This is a genomic window from Mesobacillus sp. QJM3NY_10 (assembly GCF_056173465.1).
Genome location: NZ_CM149675.1, coordinates 3,180,071 through 3,202,350 on the forward strand (window position 1 = coordinate 3,180,071; position 22,280 = coordinate 3,202,350).

Annotated in this window: 27 protein-coding genes; 4 read left to right on the top strand and 23 right to left on the bottom strand. The window is 43.9% G+C overall.

Translation table 11 applies throughout. From position 1 onward, the window contains the following. Positions 1–219: 219 nt before the first annotated feature. From AC0VX7_RS16050 to AC0VX7_RS16130, 17 genes are all read right to left on the bottom strand, one after another. Positions 220–1,698, bottom strand: a complete 1,479-nt coding sequence (locus AC0VX7_RS16050; RefSeq protein ID WP_475425024.1) for a spore germination protein — start codon at positions 1,696–1,698, stop codon at positions 220–222. Next, positions 1,682–2,260, bottom strand: coding sequence for a stage V sporulation protein SpoVABEA (gene spoVAEA, locus AC0VX7_RS16055; protein ID WP_475425025.1), 579 nt, complete (start codon positions 2,258–2,260; stop codon positions 1,682–1,684). Before spoVAEA ends, AC0VX7_RS16050 begins: the two co-directional genes overlap by 17 nt. A gap of 80 nt (positions 2,261–2,340) precedes the next feature. After that, complete coding sequence (locus tag AC0VX7_RS16060) at positions 2,341–2,763, bottom strand: stage V sporulation protein AB (RefSeq protein ID WP_215028949.1); 423 nt, start codon at positions 2,761–2,763, stop codon at positions 2,341–2,343. Next, positions 2,753–3,370, bottom strand: coding sequence for a stage V sporulation protein AA (locus AC0VX7_RS16065; RefSeq protein ID WP_475428177.1), 618 nt, complete (start codon positions 3,368–3,370; stop codon positions 2,753–2,755). Before AC0VX7_RS16065 ends, AC0VX7_RS16060 begins: the two co-directional genes overlap by 11 nt. A gap of 222 nt (positions 3,371–3,592) precedes the next feature. After that, positions 3,593–4,351 (bottom strand): RNA polymerase sporulation sigma factor SigF, encoded by a 759-nt coding sequence (sigF, locus tag AC0VX7_RS16070; RefSeq protein ID WP_215028951.1) that lies wholly within the window; start codon positions 4,349–4,351, stop codon positions 3,593–3,595. Between the two features lie 13 nt (positions 4,352–4,364). Next, a complete protein-coding gene (spoIIAB, locus tag AC0VX7_RS16075) occupies positions 4,365–4,805 on the bottom strand; it encodes an anti-sigma F factor (protein ID WP_041965295.1) in 441 nt (146 codons plus the stop codon). Positions 4,806–4,808: 3 nt separating this feature from the next. Then, complete coding sequence (gene spoIIAA / locus AC0VX7_RS16080) at positions 4,809–5,159, bottom strand: anti-sigma F factor antagonist (protein ID WP_041965294.1); 351 nt, start codon at positions 5,157–5,159, stop codon at positions 4,809–4,811. 143 nt (positions 5,160–5,302) lie between these two features. Further along, positions 5,303–6,475, bottom strand: coding sequence for a D-alanyl-D-alanine carboxypeptidase family protein (locus tag AC0VX7_RS16085; protein WP_475428178.1), 1,173 nt, complete (start codon positions 6,473–6,475; stop codon positions 5,303–5,305). Positions 6,476–6,614: 139 nt separating this feature from the next. Next, positions 6,615–7,919 carry a pyrimidine-nucleoside phosphorylase gene (locus tag AC0VX7_RS16090; protein ID WP_475428179.1) on the bottom strand — a complete coding sequence of 435 codons (1,305 nt, stop codon included), beginning with the start codon at positions 7,917–7,919 and terminating at the stop codon, positions 6,615–6,617. A 41-nt stretch (positions 7,920–7,960) separates the two neighbouring features. Beyond that, positions 7,961–8,785: a purine-nucleoside phosphorylase gene (locus AC0VX7_RS16095; protein WP_475425026.1), complete on the bottom strand. Its 825-nt coding sequence runs from the start codon at positions 8,783–8,785 to the stop codon at positions 7,961–7,963. Between the two features lie 12 nt (positions 8,786–8,797). Further along, positions 8,798–9,979 carry a phosphopentomutase gene (gene deoB, locus AC0VX7_RS16100; protein ID WP_475425027.1) on the bottom strand — a complete coding sequence of 394 codons (1,182 nt, stop codon included), beginning with the start codon at positions 9,977–9,979 and terminating at the stop codon, positions 8,798–8,800. A gap of 240 nt (positions 9,980–10,219) precedes the next feature. After that, positions 10,220–11,113 carry a site-specific tyrosine recombinase XerD gene (xerD, locus tag AC0VX7_RS16105; RefSeq protein WP_475425028.1) on the bottom strand — a complete coding sequence of 298 codons (894 nt, stop codon included), beginning with the start codon at positions 11,111–11,113 and terminating at the stop codon, positions 10,220–10,222. Positions 11,114–11,118: 5 nt separating this feature from the next. Continuing rightward, entirely contained in the window at positions 11,119–11,346 is a 228-nt protein-coding gene (locus AC0VX7_RS16110; protein WP_215028968.1) for a YqzK family protein, read from the bottom strand. Positions 11,347–11,599: 253 nt separating this feature from the next. Beyond that, positions 11,600–12,058 (bottom strand): ferric iron uptake transcriptional regulator, encoded by a 459-nt coding sequence (fur, locus tag AC0VX7_RS16115; RefSeq protein ID WP_041965288.1) that lies wholly within the window; start codon positions 12,056–12,058, stop codon positions 11,600–11,602. 115 nt (positions 12,059–12,173) lie between these two features. Beyond that, entirely contained in the window at positions 12,174–12,815 is a 642-nt protein-coding gene (gene spoIIM, locus AC0VX7_RS16120; RefSeq protein ID WP_215028971.1) for a stage II sporulation protein M, read from the bottom strand. A 312-nt stretch (positions 12,816–13,127) separates the two neighbouring features. Further along, on the bottom strand, positions 13,128–14,291 hold the full coding sequence (locus AC0VX7_RS16125; protein ID WP_475425029.1) for an endonuclease Q family protein: 1,164 nt from the start codon (positions 14,289–14,291) through the stop codon (positions 13,128–13,130). Further along, complete coding sequence (locus tag AC0VX7_RS16130) at positions 14,292–14,843, bottom strand: NUDIX hydrolase (RefSeq protein WP_215028977.1); 552 nt, start codon at positions 14,841–14,843, stop codon at positions 14,292–14,294. Positions 14,844–14,918: 75 nt separating this feature from the next. Here AC0VX7_RS16130 and mciZ point away from each other — a divergent pair, with 75 nt between their 5' ends. After that, entirely contained in the window at positions 14,919–15,065 is a 147-nt protein-coding gene (gene mciZ, locus AC0VX7_RS16135) for a Z-ring formation inhibitor MciZ (RefSeq protein WP_475425030.1), read from the top strand. A 59-nt stretch (positions 15,066–15,124) separates the two neighbouring features. Then, complete coding sequence (locus tag AC0VX7_RS16140) at positions 15,125–16,036, top strand: aldo/keto reductase (protein ID WP_475425031.1); 912 nt, start codon at positions 15,125–15,127, stop codon at positions 16,034–16,036. A gap of 397 nt (positions 16,037–16,433) precedes the next feature. On the opposite strand, the gene AC0VX7_RS16145 is transcribed toward AC0VX7_RS16140, so the two are convergent. The 6 genes from AC0VX7_RS16145 to AC0VX7_RS16170 form a co-directional block, all read right to left on the bottom strand. Continuing rightward, the gene (locus AC0VX7_RS16145; protein WP_475425032.1) at positions 16,434–17,168 is read right to left on the bottom strand and encodes a hypothetical protein; all 735 of its coding nucleotides are present in this window, start codon (positions 17,166–17,168) and stop codon (positions 16,434–16,436) included. 237 nt (positions 17,169–17,405) lie between these two features. Then, entirely contained in the window at positions 17,406–17,933 is a 528-nt protein-coding gene (locus AC0VX7_RS16150; RefSeq protein WP_475425033.1) for a GrpB family protein, read from the bottom strand. Then, the gene (locus AC0VX7_RS16155; RefSeq protein ID WP_475425034.1) at positions 17,930–18,181 is read right to left on the bottom strand and encodes a YqkE family protein; all 252 of its coding nucleotides are present in this window, start codon (positions 18,179–18,181) and stop codon (positions 17,930–17,932) included. The genes AC0VX7_RS16150 and AC0VX7_RS16155 overlap by 4 nt, the downstream gene beginning before the upstream one ends. A gap of 119 nt (positions 18,182–18,300) precedes the next feature. Next, positions 18,301–18,969, bottom strand: coding sequence for a 3-oxoacid CoA-transferase subunit B (locus AC0VX7_RS16160; RefSeq protein WP_214906867.1), 669 nt, complete (start codon positions 18,967–18,969; stop codon positions 18,301–18,303). A 29-nt stretch (positions 18,970–18,998) separates the two neighbouring features. Further along, positions 18,999–19,688, bottom strand: a complete 690-nt coding sequence (locus AC0VX7_RS16165; protein WP_475428180.1) for a CoA transferase subunit A — start codon at positions 19,686–19,688, stop codon at positions 18,999–19,001. Positions 19,689–19,766: 78 nt separating this feature from the next. Further along, complete coding sequence (locus AC0VX7_RS16170; RefSeq protein WP_475425035.1) at positions 19,767–20,954, bottom strand: acetyl-CoA C-acetyltransferase; 1,188 nt, start codon at positions 20,952–20,954, stop codon at positions 19,767–19,769. Positions 20,955–21,105: 151 nt separating this feature from the next. Here AC0VX7_RS16170 and AC0VX7_RS16175 point away from each other — a divergent pair, with 151 nt between their 5' ends. Both AC0VX7_RS16175 and AC0VX7_RS16180 read left to right on the top strand, forming a co-directional pair. Continuing rightward, entirely contained in the window at positions 21,106–22,008 is a 903-nt protein-coding gene (locus AC0VX7_RS16175) for a hydroxymethylglutaryl-CoA lyase (protein WP_475425036.1), read from the top strand. Between the two features lie 72 nt (positions 22,009–22,080). Next, entirely contained in the window at positions 22,081–22,212 is a 132-nt protein-coding gene (locus AC0VX7_RS16180; RefSeq protein ID WP_264188393.1) for a hypothetical protein, read from the top strand. Positions 22,213–22,280: the final 68 nt, after the last annotated feature.

Genomic DNA, 22,280 nt, shown 5'->3' on the forward strand with positions numbered 1-22,280 from the left:
TGTCCCCTCATCCCTTGCCTATCATTTGATTTAAACTTGTTTTCTTATTGTTCTGTTATTTCATCATAAACTTTTACCTGCTAAACAGGACGCTTAGCAGGTAATAATAAATAAATAGACAGTTCACTTGATGAACTGTCTATTTATTTTTCGCTTTAAGTCTTTAGTAAATTAAAAACACTTTATCATAATTTGAGGGAACGCGCAATTGTAACATGGTCAGGACTTTGATGGCTGCTTGTAGCGGTTCCTTGCATGAACGATGCTTGGCCGGATTTTCGATCCTGGTACAGCCCTCCTGATCAATATCTGCATAAAAGCGACAGGCTGAAAAGGAATGAATGGCCAAAGGTAAGGAGTGTTCAGGGATTTAATATTTGCCAATAACAGCAGCCAAACGGTGGTACCTGCTACAAACCCAGGTACATGGAATATGGCTGTCGAGATTAGCAGGAATATCCTGCCTATTTTGTTCGCTATACTAAGTTCATAACTCGGTGTCGCATAAGTTCCTATTGCTGCCACAGCCACATAAAGAATGACTTCTGGCACGAACATTCCCACATCGATTGCGATTTGCCCGATCAGGACCGCAGCGATTAAACCCATTGCTGTTGAAAGCGGCGTAGGCGTATGGATGGCAGCCATTCTCAGGAACTCAATGCCCCCGTCTGCAAGGATGATTTGCAGGAAAATTGGAATATTGGAATCTTCATTTGGCCCGATGAATGAAATTTTATCAGGCAGCAGGTCTGGATTCTGCACAAATAAGTACCATAACGGCAAAAGTAATAGTGATGCAAGGACCCCAAGGAATCGCACCCACCGAACCATTGTACCGACACCAGGTGATTGCCTGTACTCTTCTGCATGCTGAAGGTGGTGGAAATAGGTCGTTGGCGTAATGATTACGCTCGGAGATGTATCCACATAAATTAGGACGTGTCCTTCAAGCAAATGGGTCGCGGCTACATCTGCCCGTTCCGTATACCTTACGAGCGGGTAAGGATTATACCCCTGTTTTACAAGGAATTCCTCAATTGTCTTATCTGCCATCGTAATACCATCTATTTTGATTGATTTGAGTTCCTTTTTGATGACCTCGATCAAGCCAGGATTCGCAATATCTTTTATATATGCAATTGCAACATCTGATTTTGACCTTTCACCTACCTTCATCATTTCGAACCGCAGGTTTTCATCCCTGATCCGCCTTCTAGTTAACGCAGTATTGACAATGATATTTTCTACAAAGCCATCACGAGATCCGCGCACAACCTTTTCGGTATCAGGCTCCTGGGGTTGTCTTCCGGGATAACTTCTTACATCGACTACCAGCCCGATTGATTCACCTTCAACCAATATGACAATAAGTCCAGAAAGAACCTGGTCGACAAGTTCATCCATCGTTTTGATCTTCTCGACGGATTGGTGGGTAATCCTATTCTCAACAATCTCCTGCAGATGGGTTGAAAGTTTTTCGTTATCATTTATATCCACTAGTTCTTCGACGATATGTACGATGAAGCTTGTATCGCACAACCCATTCACATAATAAAAATGGACATTTTTCTTCAGGATTTTCAGCTTCCTGACCCCAAGGTCAAAACTGGCTTCCAGGCCAACGTGTTCTTTCATATACTTTTCAGCTTCGTCCAATGATCGCGGGATTGGCAGCTTGTCATTCTTCTGTGGCATAGAATCCGCTCCTTTCAAGGATGATTTCCACTGCTTTCTTCGTTATTGGTGAACCTAATTTATAGTGGTCACGCCTTGCCATCTTCCCGATATCCCCGATCCCGATTATTAAGGGGATCTTAAGCGTATCCAAACAGTACACCGTATCTCCATTGATTCTCCCCATTTCAAGTTCAGGCAGTCCGTGTTTATCAACACCATAGGGGGTGAGCTCACCATCCCGGTCGATACAAAAATCAACCCGGCTCCATTCCGCCATATGTGTTTTTGAAGCCACCGCAATCGCTCCTAAAACCTCAATGTCTCCATGTTCTGCTACGTATTTAAGTGCCTTCTCTCCAGCGCCCTCTCCAAGAAAACCACTGTCATCGAACATGACCAACACCGGATCCCTGGCAGCTTTCTTGATTAACTTAACAAGATGCGGCCCAGAAAGGACAGAAGGATTGCCATGTGAAAGAGAGATACACCGCCCGCCAACATCAGCAGCAACACTCTCAACCGCGCGCCGGGCGTAATCATCACCATCTGTAATTAAGATTACCTTCCTTTTATCGGCCATTCTTTGCCGTCCTTTCTGCAGCTCATTTCTTTACTAAACCAAGTTGGTTGCTGGAATTTTTGAAGCACTCTCAAAGGCTTTTAACGTCCTACAAAGTAAATCCAATGAAATAATGATCCGAATACTTTTCCCAGCACTATTGCCATTAGCAAAGTCTCAAGTTTGTCATCCACCCTGACTCTTTTAGCGAGGATCGGAAGTACATTCAGTACCTCTGTCAACGCTGCAGCAAGCATACCCACAAATATGCCACCCGCCAACCCAAGCGGAATGGTAACCAGCGGAGAAAAACTGAGAAGTGGATCCCTTAAGCTACCGACAGTTCCCAATAGAGCCCCCAGGACAACAGACCATTCATACCAGGAAATCAATTTCATTGTCTTCGTGAGCTGTGTAAGTCTGGGTATCACTCCTAGAACGGATAAAAACGCAACAAATCCAGATCCTACCGCAAGCCCACTCGCCAGTCCCACAAGAATTATGAATAAGATACTAATCGTCATCAATATGCTTCACGCTTTCCTTGTTTTCATGCAAGATTACATATTGGTCAAGCGATTGCTGGTAGTTGAACATTTCAACTTCGAGAGGACTGGGCTCTTCATTTAATCTCTTTTTAAATACATGGTTAAAAAATAAGATCATGCCAACCCCTATTCCGATTGAATAAGGAATTTGGAATAACAGCGGCTTCTCAACTTCTTCTCCTGTCATGATGTAGTAAAGACGCTCATGGACCATTTGCATACTGACATCCTCATGAAAATTCATAATGGTCAAAGCTGCACCGAAAAATAACAGGAACCAGACGAGGATAAAAAATGGAATCGACATTCCTTTTTTCTTGTAAATCACCTCGATAATCGTCTGCGGCGGCCCAACAGCCTGAACCTCATGATCCCGGTAAATCCCGGTTATAAATTCAATGACCTTCATGACATCAACAATGTGGATATGATCCTTAGGCGTAACTTTAAGGACCTGAAGTGCTGCCAATTCTTCATAAATATCCTCATTGGCAATGATTTGCGCTATATCCTTTAACAAAAGTGATTCCTCAGGCTTGACCTGGACGCGATTTCGCATGCGGATATAAATCGTTTTTTCCATCAGATTCACTTCCAACACATTGTTTTCCTCGTATAATTAGTATGGATTCCTACAGTTTTTTCATGAAGTCCAATAATTGGTTAAGATGGGATGTGCATGAAGGGAAAACTGCTGATGAATGACTAATTTGGGTTTATTGGTGACCTCTTTTTCCAAAATCCAAGCATTCCGGGCGCCAATATCCTGAAACGAGTAGAAAAACATAAAAAAAGCCATATGGATTCATAGATCCATACGGCCTTTCATTTGCTGCAGTATTTTCTTTTCGAGGCGTGAGACCTGAACCTGGGAGATTCCCAGTCGGACCGCCACCTCGGATTGGGTTTGATCCTTATAATATCTCAAATATACGATCAGTCTTTCCCGTTCGTCCAGTTCGTTTATTGCTTCTTTTAACGCGATTTTATCGAACCAGCGGCCTTCTTCCCCGTTGTCAATTTGATCAAGAAGAGTAATTGGGTCGCCGTCGTTTTCGTACACCGTTTCATGGATTGATGCAGGACTGCGGCTTGCTTCCTGCGCCATGACCACATCTTCAGGCGAAATTTCCAGAAACTCGGCTATTTCATTGACAGTCGGGACCCTGCCCAATGTTTTGGAAAGCTCATCCTTCGCTTTCCTGATTTTATTGCCAGTTTCTTTTAGTGACCTGCTTACTTTCACGGTACCGTCATCCCTGATGAAACGCTGAATTTCACCAATGATCATTGGAACTGCATACGTCGAAAACTTCACGTCATACGAGAGGTCAAATTTATCAACTGACTTCAAGAGGCCGATGCTGCCAATCTGGAACAGGTCGTCAGGCTCATATCCCCTGTTGAGGAAGCGCTGGACGACAGACCATACGAGTCGCATGTTTTTCTGGACGATTAGGTCCCTTGCGGCCTGGTCCCCTTGCTGGCTTCTCAAAATCAGTTCTTTGACTTCATGGTCCTTAAGATACGTTTGGCTATTATCCTTTTTTACCTCCACATCCATAGGCAGAACTCCCTTAATTGCACAGCGCTTTGCTCTTTGACAGGTGCTTTTTCAAACGAATCTCTGTCCCAAAGCCGGGCTCTGATCTCACTTGTACTTCGTCCATGAAATTTTCCATAATCGTAAAGCCCATACCGGACCTTTCAAGTTCAGGCTTGGATGTATAAAGTGGCTGCATGGCTTCATCGATATCTGGAATCCCAATTCCTTCGTCTTTAATCAGCATTTCCACCGTTCCATCCTGAATCATCACAGAAATAAAGACTTTTCCATCCGGATTACTTTCGTATCCATGAATGATAGCATTCGTTACCGCTTCCGATACTACCGTCTTTATTTCGGTCAGTTCATCCATCGTTGGGTCCAGCTGTGCAATGAATGCAGCGACCGTCACGCGGGCAAAAGATTCATTTTGGCTTAATGCGCTAAAATGAAGATTCATTTCATTCTTCATGTATCAAGCAACCCCCAATCTCTCTAATGCATATTCTTCTGACGGTTCAAGACGGATAATCTTGAATAAACCCGACATGTCAAATAACCTCTTGATTGGCGGAGAAATTGCGCAAACTACCATCTCTCCATGAAGCTGCTTGATTTGTTTATACCTTCCTAAAACTACCCCTAGACCCGAACTATCCATAAAGGTGAGGTGTTCGAGGTTCAAGACAATGTGGCGGACTTCTTCGTTTTCAAGGGCTTTTGTTGCCTGCTCGCGAAGCTGGTCTGCAGTATGGTGATCTAATTCACCACTAACTCGAATCAATAAGACGTCATGCTTCACTTCAATATCAATGTTAAGACTCACTATCCAAAGCCTCCTTAATCTGGTATAGTGAGTCAAATTCTCCATTGATTCAGCCAAATCCTTCTAAAGAACAAAACTAGTGTCTATTCGCTAAAACTAGATGGAATGGCAGTGTTTTCGACAATAAAATGGGGAATTTTTCATTATTGCTGGTTTCCAGCCCTCGTAAACATCCCGAATGAGCGTTTATATAGGACCCACCAGCTCGCTTTTTCCACCTTTGCATCTGCAACAAGAGGCGTTTCCGCAAGGGTCTTGCCGTCTTTTACCAACTTCAAAGTGCCTACTCTGTCTCCTTTTTCAACTGGTGCTTTAAGACTTTTATTCAAAGTGATTTTCTGCTTTACGTCCTTGACGTCTGCTCCTTTTTTAGTTAGGAGGGAGACACTTTCAGATGTAACGGCATTTATTGTCTTCTTGTCACCTTTGCTGATCGCTGCCTTTCCTAGTGGATGACCTTTCTTGAACATAGGATGGGTCTGGTATTGACTGAACGCATAGTCCAGCATCTTCGTTACCTGTGCATTCCTGGCCTTGGAGGTAGGAGCTCCAAACACAACAGCAATCGCACGCATGCCATCCTTTTCTGCAGTAGCAGTAAGACAATATTTCGCTTCATTCGTAAAGCCTGTTTTCAGGCCATCTACTCCAGGGTAAAAACGAACGAGCTTATTCGTATTGACTAGCCAGAATTTCTTATCAGAATCCTCACGGAGATAATCTTCATATGATCCAGTAAACTTGGTTATTTTTTCGTATTTCAATAATTCTTTTGCCATCATAGCCATATCATATGCCGAGCTGTAATGGCCATCGACAGGCAATCCGGTGGTATTCTTGAATACTGTATTTTTCAGGCCAAGTTCCTTTAATTTATCATTCATCATTTTTACGAATGCTTCTTCTGAGCCGCCAATCCGTTCAGCCATTGCAACTGACGCATCGTTTCCAGATCCAATTGCTATTCCTTTCAGCAACTGTTCAACTGTCATTTCTTCTCCTGGCTCAAGGAAGATTTGAGAACCACCCATTGATGCGGCATATTCACTGGCACGGACCTTTTCGTCCATTTTTAGCCTTCCTTCATCGAGCGCTTCCATGATCAAAAGCATCGTCATGATTTTAGTCATGCTGGCTGGCGGCAGCTTTTCATGACTGTTTTTATCAAATAGTACCTGACCTGTGTCACGTTCAATCAAAATAGCTGAACTGGCATCATTGGCCAATCCTGGGTCTCCTTCATTTGCATACCCTTTTGGGGAGATAATTGCAGCGCCCATCATAAAAACAAGCAGTAAACTCGTTAACTTTTTCAGATTCATGGCCATAACCCTCCTATCTTTATAGGGTCTATTTTTTCCAATGAATCCATTTTTATACAAACGGGGTATATAAAACCGATATTTTTGTACACAAAAAAGCGAAGAGTCCCCTCTTCGCTTTTGTCTACTCTATTTATTCTGTAATTTCTTCATGAACCAAAATCGGTGCATCAACATGTTCGCTTGAAACCTTAATATTTTCATACAGCATTTCTTTCACTTCGTTTACATCCTCGAAGTTGCTGTAAATGGTTAAAAGAGAGTCGCCTTTTTCGACTTTGTCGCCGATTTTCTTGCGCAATACCAAACCTACTGCCAAATCGATTTCTGATTCCTTTGTCGCTCTTCCTGCACCAAGAAGCATTGCGGCAGTTCCCACTTCGTCAGCAACGATTTCAGCAACATAGCCTGCTTCTTTTGCTTCAAGTTCGAAGGTGTATTTTGCCTGAGGAAGCCTGCTTGGATCATCAACAACAGAAGCATCGCCACCCTGAGATTCAAGGAATACCTTGAACGTTTCAAGAGCGGAACCGTTCTTGATCACTTCTTCTAATTTGCTGCGTGCTTCTCCAAGTGACTCAGCTTTCCCAGCCAGGAATACCATGTGGCTTCCCAGCGTCAAGCAAAGTTCTGTCAGGTCTTCTGGACCTTCACCCTTCAATGTATCGATTGCTTCCTTAACCTCTAAAGCATTGCCGATTGCATATCCCAATGGTTGGCTCATGTCTGAAATAACAGCCATTGTCCTGCGACCGACATTATTTCCGATGCGCACCATTGCCTTTGCCAGTTCACGGGAATCATCGAGTGTCTTCATGAATGCACCTGCACCTGTTTTAACATCCAGGACAATCGCGTCAGCACCTGCAGCAATCTTCTTGCTCATAATTGAGCTGGCGATCAGCGGGATACTGTCAACAGTTGCGGTTACATCACGCAATGAATAAAGCTTTTTATCAGCCGGAGTTAAGTTTCCGCTTTGGCCAATTACCGCAATTTTATTTTTATTTACGAGATTGATGAATTCGTCATTGTCTATTTCGACATGGAAGCCTTCAACGGATTCCAGCTTGTCGATAGTCCCTCCCGTATGACCAAGGCCGCGCCCAGACATTTTCGCGACTGGAACACCGACAGCAGCAACTAATGGTCCTAAAACAAGAGTTGTTGTATCGCCTACACCGCCGGTAGAGTGCTTGTCGACTTTTACTCCTTCAATGGCAGAAAGGTCGATCTGGTCACCAGACTTCACCATCGCCATCGTAAGGTCAGCACGTTCTTTTTCCGTCATTCCCCGGAAGAAAATCGCCATTGTCAGCGCACTTACCTGGTAATCAGGAATTGAGCCATCTGTATATCCATCAACAAAAAATTGAATTTCTTCAGTTGATAATTCATGCCCGTCACGTTTCTTTTCAATAACGTCAACCATTCTCATCATTATCACCACTTATCATTATTTAGCCAAGAAGCTATTGATTACTTATTTCCTAACGTTTTTACAATTTCATTTACTAATAACAGGAAGCTTGATTTCACCTTTTCAGTCGTTTCGATTACCTCATCATGGCTTAATGGCTGGTCCAGGATCCCGGCTGCCATATTTGAGATGCAAGAAATGCCGAGCACTTCAAGACCTGAATGCTGCGCAACGGTAACTTCCGGTACTGTAGACATTCCGACTGCATCGCCGCCCATTATACGGATCATTCTTACTTCTGCAGGTGTTTCGTATACTGGACCCGGGTTTCCGACATATACTCCCTCTTTGATTGTGAGGTTGTTCTTGTCAGCAACTTCTTTCGCGATTCCTCTTAAATTCTTTGAATAGGCTTCACTCATATCCGGGAATCGCACACCGAAGCGTGAATCGTTTGGCCCGATAAGCGGATTTGTTCCCATATTGTTGATATGGTCTGTGATGATCATCAAGTCGCCTGGCTCAAAGCTTTCATTCACACCGCCGGCTGCGTTCGTAACGATTAGTTTATCAATTCCAAGTTCTTTCATAACACGAACCGGGAAGGTGACTTTATCCATACTGTAGCCTTCGTAATAATGGAAACGCCCTTGCATTGCAATGACTTCGACACCGCTAAGCTGTCCGCAAACCAACTGACCTGCGTGGCCTTCTACAGTGGAAACCGGGAATCCCGGGATTTCGTTATAAGGAATCTTAACCGGGTTCTCGATATCTTCAGCAAGAACACCAAGCCCAGACCCGAGAATCAATCCGATTTTCGGTTGCTGATTAAGCTTGTCATTAATAAAAGATGCTGCATTTTGAATTTGAGTGTAATCCATAAAATCCTCTCCTTATTTCAATTCCTTCAGGAAGCTTGTTCCGTGTTCAGGCATTTTCACATTAAAGTTTTCCGCAACAGTAGCACCAATGTCAGCAAATGTTTTACGGACAGGCAGTTCTTTTCCTTCATTCATTCCCTTTGAGTAAACGAGGAGCGGCACGTATTCACGTGTATGGTCTGTTCCGTAATGAACTGGATCATTTCCGTGGTCAGCCGTAATGATGAGAAGGTCATCTTCTTTCAATTTCTCGAATACTTCAGGAAGGCGGGCATCATATTCCTCGAGTGCCTTACCATAGCCTTCCGGATCGCGGCGATGTCCGAATAGAGCATCAAAATCAACAAGGTTCAGGAAGCTTAACCCTGTAAAATCCTGATCCAACGTTTGGAGCAATTTATCCATTCCGTCCATATTTGACACTGTGCGCAGAGATTCGGTCACACCTTCACCGTCATAGATATCTGAGATTTTACCGATAGCCAGTACGTCAAGGTCAGAGTCTTTCAATTCATTCATAACTGTTCTGCCAAATGGCTTCAGCGCGTAGTCATGGCGGTTGGATGTACGTTTGAAGTCACCTGATTCACCGGTAAATGGTCTTGCGATGACTCTTCCGACCATGTATTTTTCATCAAGTGTCAATTCCCTGGCAATTTTACAAATATCATAAAGCTCTTCAATTGGAACGATCTCTTCATGCGCAGCGATTTGAAGAACCGAGTCAGCAGATGTATAGACGATTAACGCCCCTGTCTTCATGTGCTCTTCGCCAAGCTCAACAAGGATTTCTGTTCCGCTTGCCGGTTTGTTGCCGATGACCTTCCTGCCAGTACGTGATTCAAGCTCAGATATCAACTCATCCGGGAATCCATCAGGGAACACCTGGAATGGCGTCTGGATATTCAAGCCCATGATCTCCCAGTGGCCCGTCATTGTATCTTTGCCATTAGAAGCTTCTTCCATCTTTGTATAAAAGGCCATTGGCTTTTCTGCAGGTGCGATTCCTTTGATTTCCTCAATATTGCTGAGGCCGAGCTTGCCCATATTAGGCATGTTCAATCCGTTCATTTTTTCTCCGATATGGCCTAATGTATGAGAACCTTTATCCCCAAACTTTTCCGCGTCTGGTGCTTCTCCAATCCCGACTGAATCCATAACGACTAAAAATACTCTTTTATATGTATTCGACATTCCTTCTCCTCCTTAAAAGTGTGAATGCGTTACAACCTTTTTTACAATTTTATGATACCCTTTTTTATTTCAGTTAATCGAATGCTTGCGTTTTCATTTGTCAGAAGTCTGACATCTCCATTGTACTAAATAAAATTAAAAACACAAGAAAAAAAGCCGACTTTTAGCCGGCCTTTTATGACAATTCTATGAAACTATTAATCTATTGCCCCAGGTGCGTAGATGCAATCAGTCGAGCTGTTATGCACGAGGATGGAACTTTGTATAAACGTCCTTTAACCTCGTCTTTGTCACATGCGTATAAATTTGGGTCGTCGAGATGTCCGCATGGCCGAGCATTTCTTGCACAGCGCGAAGGTCGGCCCCATTTTCAAGCAGATGGGTGGCAAATGAATGGCGCATTGTGTGCGGAGTCAATTCTTTCTCAATTCCCGCTTCTGTCGCAAGGCGTTTGAGAATCTTCCAAAAGCCCTGTCGTGAAAGACCTTTCCCATGGTGATTCAAAAATAAAGAGTCATCCTTATGTTTTTTGGATACCAGCTTTGGCCTGCCCTTTTCCAGGTATTGCTCGATCGCGTCAGAAGCTGTCTTGCCAATCGGGATGATCCTTTCCTTGCTGCCTTTTCCCATGCAGCGGACAAACCCCATTGTCAGATGGACATCAGATAGCGTTAGCCCAATCAGCTCGCTCACACGGATACCAGTAGCATACATCATTTCCAGCATCGCCTTATCACGATAGCCAAAATGGTCTGTCAGCTTCGGGCTGTCGAGAAGTGTCTCGACCTCTTCCATGCTCAATACCTTTGGCAAGGATCGTTCATGCTGTGGACTCTCGATGTGTACAGTTGGATCATGGTCAACTGCCTTTTCTCGAAGCAGGAAATGATGAAAAGCCCTGATCGAGGCAATATGTCTTGCCAATGTTTTTGATGATTTGCCTGTGTCTTTTAAATGACCCAGAAAATGAACAATCTGCGGACGCTGCACACCATTTAAGTCTCCAAGCTGTTCAACATTCTTCAGATATGTGATATAACTTTTCAAATCTCGTTTATAGGACACAATTGTGTTCTTTGAAAGTCCCTTTTCAACAACTAAAAAGTGGATAAAGTCGTCGAGCCTATCTTCCATGTTTATTACTCCCCATTCAGATAAAACAGTATCAGCCTTTCAAGCATACTTCCTTTTTCTTCGTCAAAAGCACCTGACACCTTTATGGCTGCTCCCTCTGGTGCGTCATATCGATGATAGCTTTCATACTCTTCGTTAATCCACATGATACCATAATAAAATAAGATTGTGCATCCAGTGAATAATATAAACACCTTAAAGGTGTGCATGACCAAACCGAACCAAGATTTCATTTTTCTTGCCTCCAACTCGACACGTAGAACAATCGATTCCGTCTTTTTTAAAGGCTCTATTAATAAACAAGGCTGTTGATTTTTAAATTAGACATTTATTAACAGCTCCATAATCAAAGTCGTCTCATGTTCTATTCGCCTTTACTTAATTACTAATCTGTATGCCAATTTGGACAAGAATTATACCTCCTACTGGAGCAATTTTAATAGAAAAATAAAAAACCCTTTCTCCATTGGAAAAAGGGTTTTGGGATCATTCAGTTTCAGCCGGTTCTTTTTCCTGGCATCTGTGGCAAATACCGTGGAAAGTCAGCCGGTGGTCCTTGATTTTAAATTTCCAGTCTCTTTCAACGATTTCTTCAACATCTTCAAGAAGGTCGTCCTGGATTTCATCCACTGCTCCGCATTCAATGCAGACCAGGTGATGGTGGAAATGGGCAGCGCCTTCCTGGCGGAGATCGTAACGGGATACACCGTCCCCGAAGTTGATTTTATCAACAATTTTCAGTTCAGTCAGCAGTTCAAGTGTCCGGTATACTGTTGCCAAACCGATCTCAGGAGATTTCTCTTTGACAAGCAAATAGACATCTTCTGCACTCAAGTGGTCTTCTTCATGTTCAAGCAACACGCGAACAGTAGCTTCACGCTGCGGCGTTAATTTATAGCTGGACGAATGCAGCTGTTTCTTGATTCTCTCAATTCTGTTTTCCATTTCGATAACTCTCACTCCCCCGCCACTATTCTTACATTATATCAGAAGGGGAATGAGATTCAAAATAAAATTATTACAAATAAGAAACAATAGTTGTTATTATTTAAAACTAATTCTAATTAATTGAATTAATGACTGCTTTCAATAGTGCAGGTGATAAATATGCCTCTACCCCTGCCGCCACAGCCAGGAAAACAAGCGCAGCGATAAATGAAAAGATATATCTAAAAAACTGCGGCATAATTGGCTGGTTGATTTTCTTCATGAATTGGTTCCTGATCATTTTCATTGAAAAAGTCACCGCCATTGCTGCTGTAATAATGAATACTGGAATAATGATGAAGTTTTGCGGCAGGATGGAAACAAAGGATAGCAGAAATCCGTCCCATTGCATTTGGTTGACAAGAAAGCCTACTGTAAAGCCAACAACCATCCCTTTCATGAAAAGCAGGATCAGTATTACGGGAAGTCCTATGATGGAAACTCCGAGAATCCAGATTAGCCCGATGAATTTTCCATTGTGTAAAAAGCTCTGCAAAAACAAATCCTTTCCATCTGCTACTTTTCCGGAAGCAGCCTGGCCAAAAAACTGCGATAAATAATAGAATAAATCCTCTTTTTGAGTGAAGCTGAGGCTGTTCACGATTACTGCCCCAAAGATGACCCCCATCAAAAACAGGACAATGACAAAAAGATAGATAGAGGAATATTCTCTTAAATGGGTTACTGCGACGTCCTGGTACCTTCGTTTCTTCATCTCTCTTCCTCCTGCATATTGGTTACTATCATCATATGCAGGGACAAGGAGTCTATGACTGCAAACCTTCTATTTCTAACTTAATAGGAGGCTGTTTTCGTAAAGATTGTTGTTAAAATCCTAAAGCCGATTTTAACGTAATATATATCCATTTTGCAGGTCGGTATTAAGTTTGCATGCTCTTTTCTCATAAGAATCGTCAACTTTACGAAGGAATATAGGTAATTCAATCCAATTGTGCATTCAATAGCAATACAGTTTGAGAAAAGAGCCTAATAGACACAAAAATCCGGCCGCATGGACCGGATTAACTTAATCTGATATTTTACCGTATTTGCCGCCCCCGCCTGCGTAAAAGGAGAGTTGGCCTTTTCTTGCTCTATCTATAGTTATAGCTGTTTTTTCAGGAATGACCTGTTTCAAAGAATCGAGAGGCACGGAATGAAGGACGGCCATTTCTGTACCGAAATGATCCATCAGCTTTTCTAGCATTTTCGGTCCAAGGCCAGGAATGAATTCGAGCGGCACCTGGTGGATATAGGGTGGCCTCCCATTTTGATTTCCATCTGAGGTTTTCAATTCCTGTATTCTGTCGGCTACACCTTTTACCTTTTTAACGGATCCGCATTCAGAACACGCTTCATCATATGTTGGATTGTAAGCCAGGCATTCTGCACAGACTGTACGATGATACTTTCCAAGCTGCGGGTCCAGACCGTAATTTGCTTTGATACCCCTGCCTTCTGATTGATTTAAAGCAAGTCCCAGTTCATGGAAAGATGGCTCAAGCATTTCAATTTTCTGGTATTCTCTCGCAATTTTTGCAAGAGAGTGGGCATCGGAATTCGTTACAAACGGAAAACAGTGAAGCTCTGCTAGCTGGTCTGCCATGTCCGTATCCGAGCTTAAGCCTAATTCAATCCCATCAATCAGGTCTGCATCAAAAACCTCTGCAAGTGAACTCTTGACTCCTTTTCCGTATAAGCTTTTGAAGGGTGTAAATACATGAGCTGGAATGAAGATACCTCCAAGTTCTTTAACCTTCTTTTGCAAAACACGTCCAGATATATAGACTCTCTGGCTGCTTAGATGAATATTTTTCAAGTGGTTCTCCAGCCAGTTTGAAAAAGTCCTCATCGTTTGCAAACTGGGAAGATAGCATAGCACATGGATGGGACCCTGGGTGCTTTCATCATTGATCTCAAGCTCTGAACCAAGAATGACACTCATCCCGCCATAATTCAAACCACCTTCAGGATGTTCCACCAACTCACCCGCATTAAGCAAATCTTCCATTTCATCAAGAACTTCAGGTGAATGGCTGTCAATGACCCCGATCATATTCAACCCTTTATAGTCCCTTGCGTGGCGAATGACATTGCTGAATGTCAGAGATTTTGCTCCGGTGATTTTTACAGCTCGGCCCGATTTCGTCCTGCCAATATGAATGTGAAGATCAACGAAGTATTCCTGCATTTACTTTTCCAATACCTCCTGCAATTGCAGATGCTGTACTGCATATGCTGTTTTTGCGTCAAAGATCTTTTGTTCTTTCACAAGCTGGATCGCCTCTTCTAGAGTAATCTCCATCAGGTTAACAAATTCGTCCTCATCCGCTGCTGCCGGGTTAGCTTTTTTAGTTAATCCTGTTGCTTTATATACATGAATGATTTCATCTGCGAAACCTGGAGACGTGTAGAAGGAAATCAGCCATTCCAAATTAGCGCATTCATAGCCTGTCTCTTCCTCAAGTTCACGGGCAGCACAAATTTCCGGCTTCTCGCCCGCCTCAAGCTTTCCTGCCGGGATTTCGACAATCGTCCTTTCTAGAGCCTTCCGATATTGTTCAACCATGATGATTTTATGATCAGCTGTGACCGGAATGACCGCGACCGCCCCTGGGTGCTTGACGATCTCCCTTTTTGACGTTTTTCCATTCGGCAATTCTACATCGTCTACCTGCAGGCTAATGACCTTACCTGTAAAAATTTTCTCCGACTTCAATGTTTTTTCTTCAAGAGATTTCATACATGTCCACTCCTGTTCTAATTACATATCAAATCCTCATACATTTTATCATACTTACCTGAAAGGAGTAGACGCATGAAAATATACGTTCATGGCCGTGGATTCACTCTTGCCGGCAAGGCGTGGGAAGTCAAGCGTATTTTAAAGGAGTATGGCAAAAAGCATGACCTTGTAAAAGATTGGGTTGAGACAGTCAATCAGCCGGTCCGCCGTCCAGAATAGTTGAATACACTTCTTTTTTTCCGTTAAGATGGAATCAACATTGGAACGGAGTGATTTTAATGAAAAGACGGAAACTGGGTACATCTGATTTGTTTGTCAGTGAAATCGGCCTTGGCTGCATGTCGCTTGGAACAGATTATTCAAAGGCACAGGCTGTGGTCGAAGCTGCCCTCGAAGAAGGGATCAACTACTTTGATACCGCTGATTTATATGACTTCGGCGAGAATGAAAAGATAGTCGGACAAGTCCTGAAGAATGTCAGGGAGGATGTCGTCATCGCTACAAAGGCTGGCAACCGTTGGACAACTGCCAAAGAAAGCTGGACATGGGATCCCTCAAAGGCTTATATCAAAGAAGCTGTCAAGCAAAGCTTGAAAAGGCTGAATACCGATTACCTTGACCTTTATCAGCTGCACGGCGGCACAATCGAAGATAATATTGATGAAACAATCGAGGCCTTTGAAGAATTAAAAAATGAAGGCTATATCAAATATTATGGAATCTCGTCCATCAGACCGAATGTCATTCGTGAATATGCGCAAAAATCAAGCATCATCTCTGTCATGATGCAATACAGCATACTTGACCGCCGTCCTGAGGAAGAAGTGCTGCCGCTCCTGCATGATAAAAATATCAGTGTAGTGACGAGAGGCACGGTCGCTAAAGGCATGCTTAGTGACCGAATGCTCGAGAAAGCAACTTCTAAAGGGTATCTAGATTACAGCTATGAAGATTTGGAAGAGGTCCTTCCTTTATTGAAAGAGAAGCTTGCTTTAACTAGATCCCTTGCAGAAGTTGCTATCCAGTTTAATTTAGCACACCCTGCAGTAGCTTCTGTTGTAGCAGGGGCAAGCACACCTGAACAAATCAGGGAAAATGCCAGAGCTGCGAGTTCCGCTTCCCTGTCTCCTGAGGAAATCGATTTAATTAAAGCAATTACGGAAGCAAATAAATACGACCAGCACAGATAAGAACAAAAGCGCAAGCGCCTCGTTCAGCCCCGACAAGCGCTGCCCGCCTAAAACGCCACGTCCTGTGGCTGGCGAGTCTAGCACATCGTGTGCCTCGGAGGGCCGACCGGTGAAGTCGTTCTTTGACTTCATTGGGCGGACCGAAATCGAAAAGCGGAGACGACTGCCCAACTCCGACAAGCGTTGGAGGGCCTGACAGTGAAGTCGCTCTTTGACTTCATTGGCAGGACAGAAACGTCTCGAGGAGTTAGGAGCCGCAGCTAGACAAGCGACTCGAGGGGCTAGGCGCTGAAGCTGGACAATTCTCAAAGTGGAATTTTACACTTTCGTATCAAGGAACGAAAAAAGGAACCCGTTCAGCATAACGGGTTCCTTTTTTCTCTTTATACTATTTACTTTATGCCAGCATCAACAAGAGTGTATAGCCTGCAAGTCCAGCGGCAAAGGCCCAAAAGTTACTCTCCCTTTCCTCCGGGAGCTCTTCTTTCATTACATTTAAAATGACGCCTCCTGCTAGCAAGGCAAAGAGCACGGCAATAATGTTTTCATTCACTTTCCAGGTGATGCCGATTGCCCATCCTTCCAATATTGCGGCTGCGAGAAGCCATCTCCCTACACGATCATACATTTCCTTATGCGCCTCCCTTAGCGCATGGTCACTGGTGATGAAGTGGACGGCCAGTGCTATAAAATAAAAGACCAGCCCCGTTACCGTTTCCTGTTCTCCATGAAGCAGCAAATATCCTATCAAACTGTTATAAAGGAAAAATGAGAAGATATGGATCCAAAACACACCCTTGGAAGCCCGATCCAGGTTATTTTCCTCTTGCTGTTTTTTCTTTGAGGTTTTTACCATCCTTTCTAGCCCATAAAAAATAGCCAAACCAATCATAGCTACAATATATGTATGGTTTTCAAAGAACTCTAGGGCACCAGATTGGATATTCCTGTCGAGGACCTCGTTATGTTTATTCAGCTCAGGGAGCAAGTGGATGAATACATATGCTACAGAAATGCCTCCTGCAGCTGAAAGCAGTCTGCTTCGAGGTAAGTTATCGAGGAAGGGTAAATATCTTGAAAATAAATGAATTGAAACGAATCCGGCAGCCAATATGAAGGTAATAAGTAACAATGCTTTGCTCCTTTGCTTTTCTTACCTAATTGCCCTTTCGCACAGGAAGCAAAACATTAGTTATTTAGGCTCTTTTCGTAAACATTGTTAATTTCTCAATGAAAAGAAAAAACCGGCTACTGGGTTTTCGAGTTTTTATACAATCTTTGTTCAGAAGTCCCTCGAAAAGAGCCCCGATACCTTTATTAATGCGGATACAAGTACATACACGATTAGCAACAATCAATGAGGAAACCTTTATTTAGCAGGCCTCCATTGCATCGCTTTTTGCTCAATCTCTTTCACAGTCGGAGATTTTTCAGCTATGTAGGAATCGATGTCGAATTCATATTTTCGGGCAGCTTTTTCTTTTACATTAGCGTATTTGCTGGCATCCTGAGGATGAGACCTTAAGTAATCACGGAATACAAGATGCCTGTATAATTGGTGGCTGTCTTTTTCAAAAGAGTGCAAATGAACTTTTCGTATCCCGTTTTCGTCATGTTTTTGAAAATAGCGCCGCCCAGGGATGCCATTCTCCCCCTTCGCCTCATAACCAGCAGCCTCTATGGCAGGTGTTGCCTTTTCAACTTGCTCAAGTCTGTCACCTGCTAACATGATGTCTATGATCGGTTTGGCGCTAAGGCCGGGGACAGATGTACTGCCGATATGGTAGACTTCAACTTCTGCCGGTAAAAAGATGGATTCAAGAAGCTGCTTCTCATATTCAAAAAGCGTTTTCCACTCAGGATTGTATGGAACTACTTCCACTCTTCTACGGGTCATTTGAATTTCTTCCAATCCATGTCGCTTTCGGTAAGTAATTCTTCAAACGATTTGTTCTTCTCCTTCAAACGCTTCTCTTCCTTCTTGCGCTCCAATTCAGCCTGCCTTTTCTTCTCTTCTTCTTCCTTTAATTGTTGTTGCTGATCTTTTAGCTTTTGCATGATATCCTGGTTCAGGAGATCGCCCAGTGTTGCTGGCTTTTCCTCCTTCTTTACTTGTTGCTGCTGGCGTTTTTGTTTCTTTTTCATTGTTGATCCCTCATTTTTACTTAGCCTTTTTTTATAAGATTATATCACGAAATCTCAGAAGTTAAATAAGTAGAGATTTAAAGAAGAAGGAACGCCCTATACCAGGCGTTCCAGTTTTATCAATATGCGTCTAAGACAACTGAGTCGTCTACCTGGAGTTCAGGTTCTGTTGATTTGATGACATCGTCGACTGTGTAGCCGGAAGCAACTTCTACAAGCTTCAGCCCGAAAGGTGTTACGTCAATGACTGCCATATCTGTGATGATGCGGTTGACAACACCTTTCCCTGTCAGTGGCAGGCTGCATTCCTTAAGGATTTTCGCATCACCGCTCTTGTTAACATGCTCCATGATGACGATGATTTTTTGTGCTCCGTGGACAAGGTCCATTGCACCGCCCATGCCTTTGATCATCTTTCCTGGAATCATCCAGTTAGCAAGATCGCCAGCTTCCGAGACTTCCATTCCGCCAAGGATGGCGATATTGATGTGTCCTCCGCGGATCATTGCAAAAGACTCAGCAGAATCAAAATACGCAGCACCTGGAATCGCCGTAACTGTTTCTTTGCCTGCGTTGATCAAATCTGGATCGACGCTGTCCTCGGCTGGATAAGGTCCAATCCCAAGCAAGCCGTTTTCAGACTGAAGGACAACCTGCTTATCGTCGGAAATGAAATTTGCAACCAATGTCGGCATCCCGATGCCAAGGTTTACGTAAAAACCGTTTTCGATTTCTTTTTCAGCCCGGCGCGCGATTTTCTCCCGGACATTCCCTTTGTTTTTAATCATATGCCTTCTCCTTTCATGATCAGCCAGAGTTAACTTCTCACTGTCAGCCTTTCAATCCGTTTTTCCTGATTGCCCTCAATCAGTGTCTGGACATAAATGCTTGGAGTATGGATACTGTTCGGATCTAATTCTCCTACTTCATATAAATTCTCGACTTCGGCAATCGTGACCCTGCCGGCCGCTGCAATCATCGGATTGAAGTTCCTTGCCGTTTTATGATAGACAAGGTTCCCCATTTTATCGCCCTTCCAGGCACGGACGATGCTAAAATCCGCAGTCAGCGACTCTTCAAGGAGATACTCTTTGCCATTGAACATGCGGGTTTCTTTTCCTTCCGCGATCGGTGTTCCCACTCCTGCTGGTGTGTAGAAAGCCGGAATTCCTGCGCCGCCTGCCCTGATTTTTTCAGCCAGGGTTCCCTGTGGAATCAATTCGACTTCGATTTCACCGGATAATACCTGTCTTTCGAACTCTTTATTTTCCCCAACATAGGAACCTACCATTTTCTTAATCTGCTTGTTCTTTAGCAGCAGTCCAAGTCCCCAATCGTCGACACCACAGTTATTTGAAATGACTGTCAGGTCTTTTACCCCTTTTTCAACAAGTGCCAGTATGGCATTTTCCGGGATCCCGCAGAGGCCAAAGCCTCCAACCATCAAGGTTGCGCCATCATGGATTTCCGCTACGGCATCTTGAAACGATGTGCAAATTGTTTTCATCATTTATCCCCCTTTGACTATAGATAGCACGAGCAAATGCCAGTGCCAGATTTCAAATAAGTTAAAAGATTACTAGGCTTAAGCGAGCTCCACAACTGTCGCGACACCCTGCCCTCCGCCTATGCATAGGGTAGCAAGGCCGGTCTTCGCGTTTCGGCGCTTCATTTCGTGGATCAGTGTAACAAGGATCCTGGCTCCGCTTGCCCCGATTGGATGACCCAGCGCAATCGCACCGCCATTCACATTGAGGATGTCCTTGTTAAAATTAAGCTCACGATCGACGGCCAGTGACTGAGCGGCAAACGCTTCATTCGCCTCGATCAGCTCCATATTTTCCATCGTCATGCCCGCTTTGTTCAATGCTTTCTTAACTGCGTCAACCGGTCCGATGCCCATGATGCTCGGATCAACACCCGCGCTCGCATTCCCTTTGATGACAACGAGCGGGTTTAGGCCAAGCTCTTCAGCCTTCGCTCGGCTCATGACAACCAATGCAGCAGCTCCATCATTGATTCCAGACGCGTTTCCCGCTGTTACGCTGCCATCCTTTTTGAATGCCGGACGAAGGCCGCCAAGCTTCTCCGCTGTTGTCCCTTTTTTCGGATACTCATCCGTATCAAAAACGACCGGATCACCTTTTCGCTGCGGAATTTCGATTGGCACGATTTCATCCTTGAACTTTCCTTCCTCAATCGCCTTTGCCGCCTTTTCCTGGCTAGCTGCTGAGAACTCGTCCTGCTCGCTACGGCCGATTTCATATTTTGAGCACAGGTTTTCAGCCGTGACACCCATGTGGTAGTCATTGAATGCACACCAAAGACCGTCTGAGATCATGCTGTCCACGAGCTTCTGGTCACCCATCTTGAATCCGTCCCGTGCATTTTTCAATAAATATGGTGCCTGGCTCATATTCTCCATTCCACCGGCAACGACGACTTCCGCATCACCTGCTATGATGGCCTGCGCTGCCAGATGTACAGCCTTCAAACCTGAGCCGCATACTTTATTGATCGTCATAGAGGAAGCGCTTTCAGGAATACCCGCCTTAATCGCTGCCTGTCTTGCAGGGTTTTGCCCCAATCCAGCCTGAAGGACATTGCCCATGATGATTTCATCCACTTGACCAGGCTCGACACCCGCCTGCTTCAATGCATCTTTAATTACCGCGGCACCTAGATCTGGTGCGGAAATATTCTTCAAACTACCATTAAAGCTGCCAATTGCTGTCCTTACAGCAGCTACGATTACTGCTTCAGTCTTGCTCAAACTGCTCACCCTTTCTCTAGTTCTCACATCTTATATTACTTCTATTGCTTTTAATAAAATTCCTTTTATTTTATCAAAATTTTATTTATTCTTGCATTTTTAAAAATATTCTATTTACAATTAAGATATCTTAAGAGGAGGGTTATATCAAATGCTGCAACTTCCCGAGAAGGTTGAAATAATTGAAGTTGGCCCGAGAGACGGGCTTCAAAATGAAAAGAATTTTGTTCCTACGGATGTTAAAAAAGCTTTTATCAGTTCCTTGAAGGATGCCGGAGTCAAAGAGATGGAACTCACTTCCTTCGTATCCCCAAAATGGGTGCCACAGATGGGCGATGCCGCAGAGATCGTTGCTGACTGCCTTGACAGCAACACAAGGAATATCGTCCTCGCTCCCAATAAAAAGGGGATTGAACGCGTCTATATGACTGACTGCAAAGCGGTCGCTGTGTTCGTCGGTGTCAGCAATACCTTTAACCAAAAAAATATCAACAAAACGACTGCCGAGAGCCTGGCGGAGGTTCTGCCATTGATCACAGAGCTTAAGTCAAAAGACTATTTTGTGCGCGCATGCATCTCAACAGCTTTTTATTGTCCATATGAAGGCAAGGTTGAAGAAGATGAGGTCCTTGCATTATGCGGTGAATTCGTTGAGGCTGGTGTCGATGAATTGAGCGTCGCCGATACAATTGGCATGGCTGCACCTCATGAGTCCTACTCTTTATTTTCCAAATTGAAGGATGCCTACCCGGATGTGCTGCTGACTGCGCACTTCCATGATACAAGAAAGCTGGCATTGTCGAATATTTTGGCCGCTCTACAGGCAGGAGTCACCCGGTTCGACACTTCTGCCGGCGGTCTTGGCGGATGCCCGTTCGCCCCAGGTGCTGCAGGCAATGCTGCTACTGAGGATGTCGTCTATATGCTTCACAGGATGGGAATCGAAACCGGCGTCGATCTTGATAAGATGCTCAAGGCCATCGAGCTGATCCAGCCTCATATCTCAAGGCCGATTGAGAGCACCTATTTCAAGCTAAATTCTGTTACAGTTTAAGTTTTTGCATAAGCTCCCGCTCTTGAATCCATCTTATTAGATGAGGTTATTTTGAAGAAGGGAGCATATTACATGAGCCAAAAACGTGACAAAGGCTACAGCCAGCAAGGCAAGCCAAACGCAGATAATGTAAAACAGCAGATTGCCGCCGAGGATCTTGAAAAAGCGATTCACCCAACAAAGCGCCAAAATTCACAGCAATAAGGAAAGCATTCTTTAATTCGTAGGTGGACCGCCTGATTCGGCGGTCTTTTTTATGTTTGTATTATCGT

Excerpts from the sequence above, each read along its gene's own strand:
- sigF (WP_215028951.1), bottom strand. The coding sequence starts at position 4,351 with ATGGATGTGGAGGTAAAAAAGGATAATAGCCAAACGTATCTTAAGGAC.
- AC0VX7_RS16065 (WP_475428177.1), bottom strand. The coding sequence starts at position 3,370 with ATGGAAAAAACGATTTATATCCGCATGCGAAATCGCGTCCAGGTCAAG.
- AC0VX7_RS16180 (WP_264188393.1), top strand. The coding sequence starts at position 22,081 with ATGAGCCAAAAACGTGACAAAGGCTACAGCCAGCAAGGCAAGCCAAAC.
- xerD (WP_475425028.1), bottom strand. The coding sequence starts at position 11,113 with ATGGAAGATAGGCTCGACGACTTTATCCACTTTTTAGTTGTTGAAAAG.
- AC0VX7_RS16110 (WP_215028968.1), bottom strand. The coding sequence starts at position 11,346 with ATGAAATCTTGGTTCGGTTTGGTCATGCACACCTTTAAGGTGTTTATA.
- AC0VX7_RS16155 (WP_475425034.1), bottom strand. The coding sequence starts at position 18,181 with ATGAAAAAGAAACAAAAACGCCAGCAGCAACAAGTAAAGAAGGAGGAA.
- AC0VX7_RS16140 (WP_475425031.1), top strand. The coding sequence starts at position 15,125 with ATGAAAAGACGGAAACTGGGTACATCTGATTTGTTTGTCAGTGAAATC.
- deoB (WP_475425027.1), bottom strand. The coding sequence starts at position 9,979 with ATGTCGAATACATATAAAAGAGTATTTTTAGTCGTTATGGATTCAGTC.
- mciZ (WP_475425030.1), top strand. The coding sequence starts at position 14,919 with ATGAAAATATACGTTCATGGCCGTGGATTCACTCTTGCCGGCAAGGCG.
- AC0VX7_RS16050 (WP_475425024.1), bottom strand. The coding sequence starts at position 1,698 with ATGCCACAGAAGAATGACAAGCTGCCAATCCCGCGATCATTGGACGAA.
- spoVAEA (WP_475425025.1), bottom strand. The coding sequence starts at position 2,260 with ATGGCCGATAAAAGGAAGGTAATCTTAATTACAGATGGTGATGATTAC.
- AC0VX7_RS16060 (WP_215028949.1), bottom strand. The coding sequence starts at position 2,763 with ATGACGATTAGTATCTTATTCATAATTCTTGTGGGACTGGCGAGTGGG.
- AC0VX7_RS16160 (WP_214906867.1), bottom strand. The coding sequence starts at position 18,969 with ATGATTAAAAACAAAGGGAATGTCCGGGAGAAAATCGCGCGCCGGGCT.
- spoIIM (WP_215028971.1), bottom strand. The coding sequence starts at position 12,815 with ATGAAGAAACGAAGGTACCAGGACGTCGCAGTAACCCATTTAAGAGAA.
- AC0VX7_RS16175 (WP_475425036.1), top strand. The coding sequence starts at position 21,106 with ATGCTGCAACTTCCCGAGAAGGTTGAAATAATTGAAGTTGGCCCGAGA.
- AC0VX7_RS16130 (WP_215028977.1), bottom strand. The coding sequence starts at position 14,843 with ATGAAATCTCTTGAAGAAAAAACATTGAAGTCGGAGAAAATTTTTACA.
- spoIIAB (WP_041965295.1), bottom strand. The coding sequence starts at position 4,805 with ATGAAGAATGAAATGAATCTTCATTTTAGCGCATTAAGCCAAAATGAA.
- AC0VX7_RS16125 (WP_475425029.1), bottom strand. The coding sequence starts at position 14,291 with ATGCAGGAATACTTCGTTGATCTTCACATTCATATTGGCAGGACGAAA.
- fur (WP_041965288.1), bottom strand. The coding sequence starts at position 12,058 with ATGGAAAACAGAATTGAGAGAATCAAGAAACAGCTGCATTCGTCCAGC.
- AC0VX7_RS16095 (WP_475425026.1), bottom strand. The coding sequence starts at position 8,785 with ATGGATTACACTCAAATTCAAAATGCAGCATCTTTTATTAATGACAAG.
- AC0VX7_RS16165 (WP_475428180.1), bottom strand. The coding sequence starts at position 19,688 with ATGAAAACAATTTGCACATCGTTTCAAGATGCCGTAGCGGAAATCCAT.
- AC0VX7_RS16150 (WP_475425033.1), bottom strand. The coding sequence starts at position 17,933 with ATGACCCGTAGAAGAGTGGAAGTAGTTCCATACAATCCTGAGTGGAAA.
- AC0VX7_RS16090 (WP_475428179.1), bottom strand. The coding sequence starts at position 7,919 with ATGAGAATGGTTGACGTTATTGAAAAGAAACGTGACGGGCATGAATTA.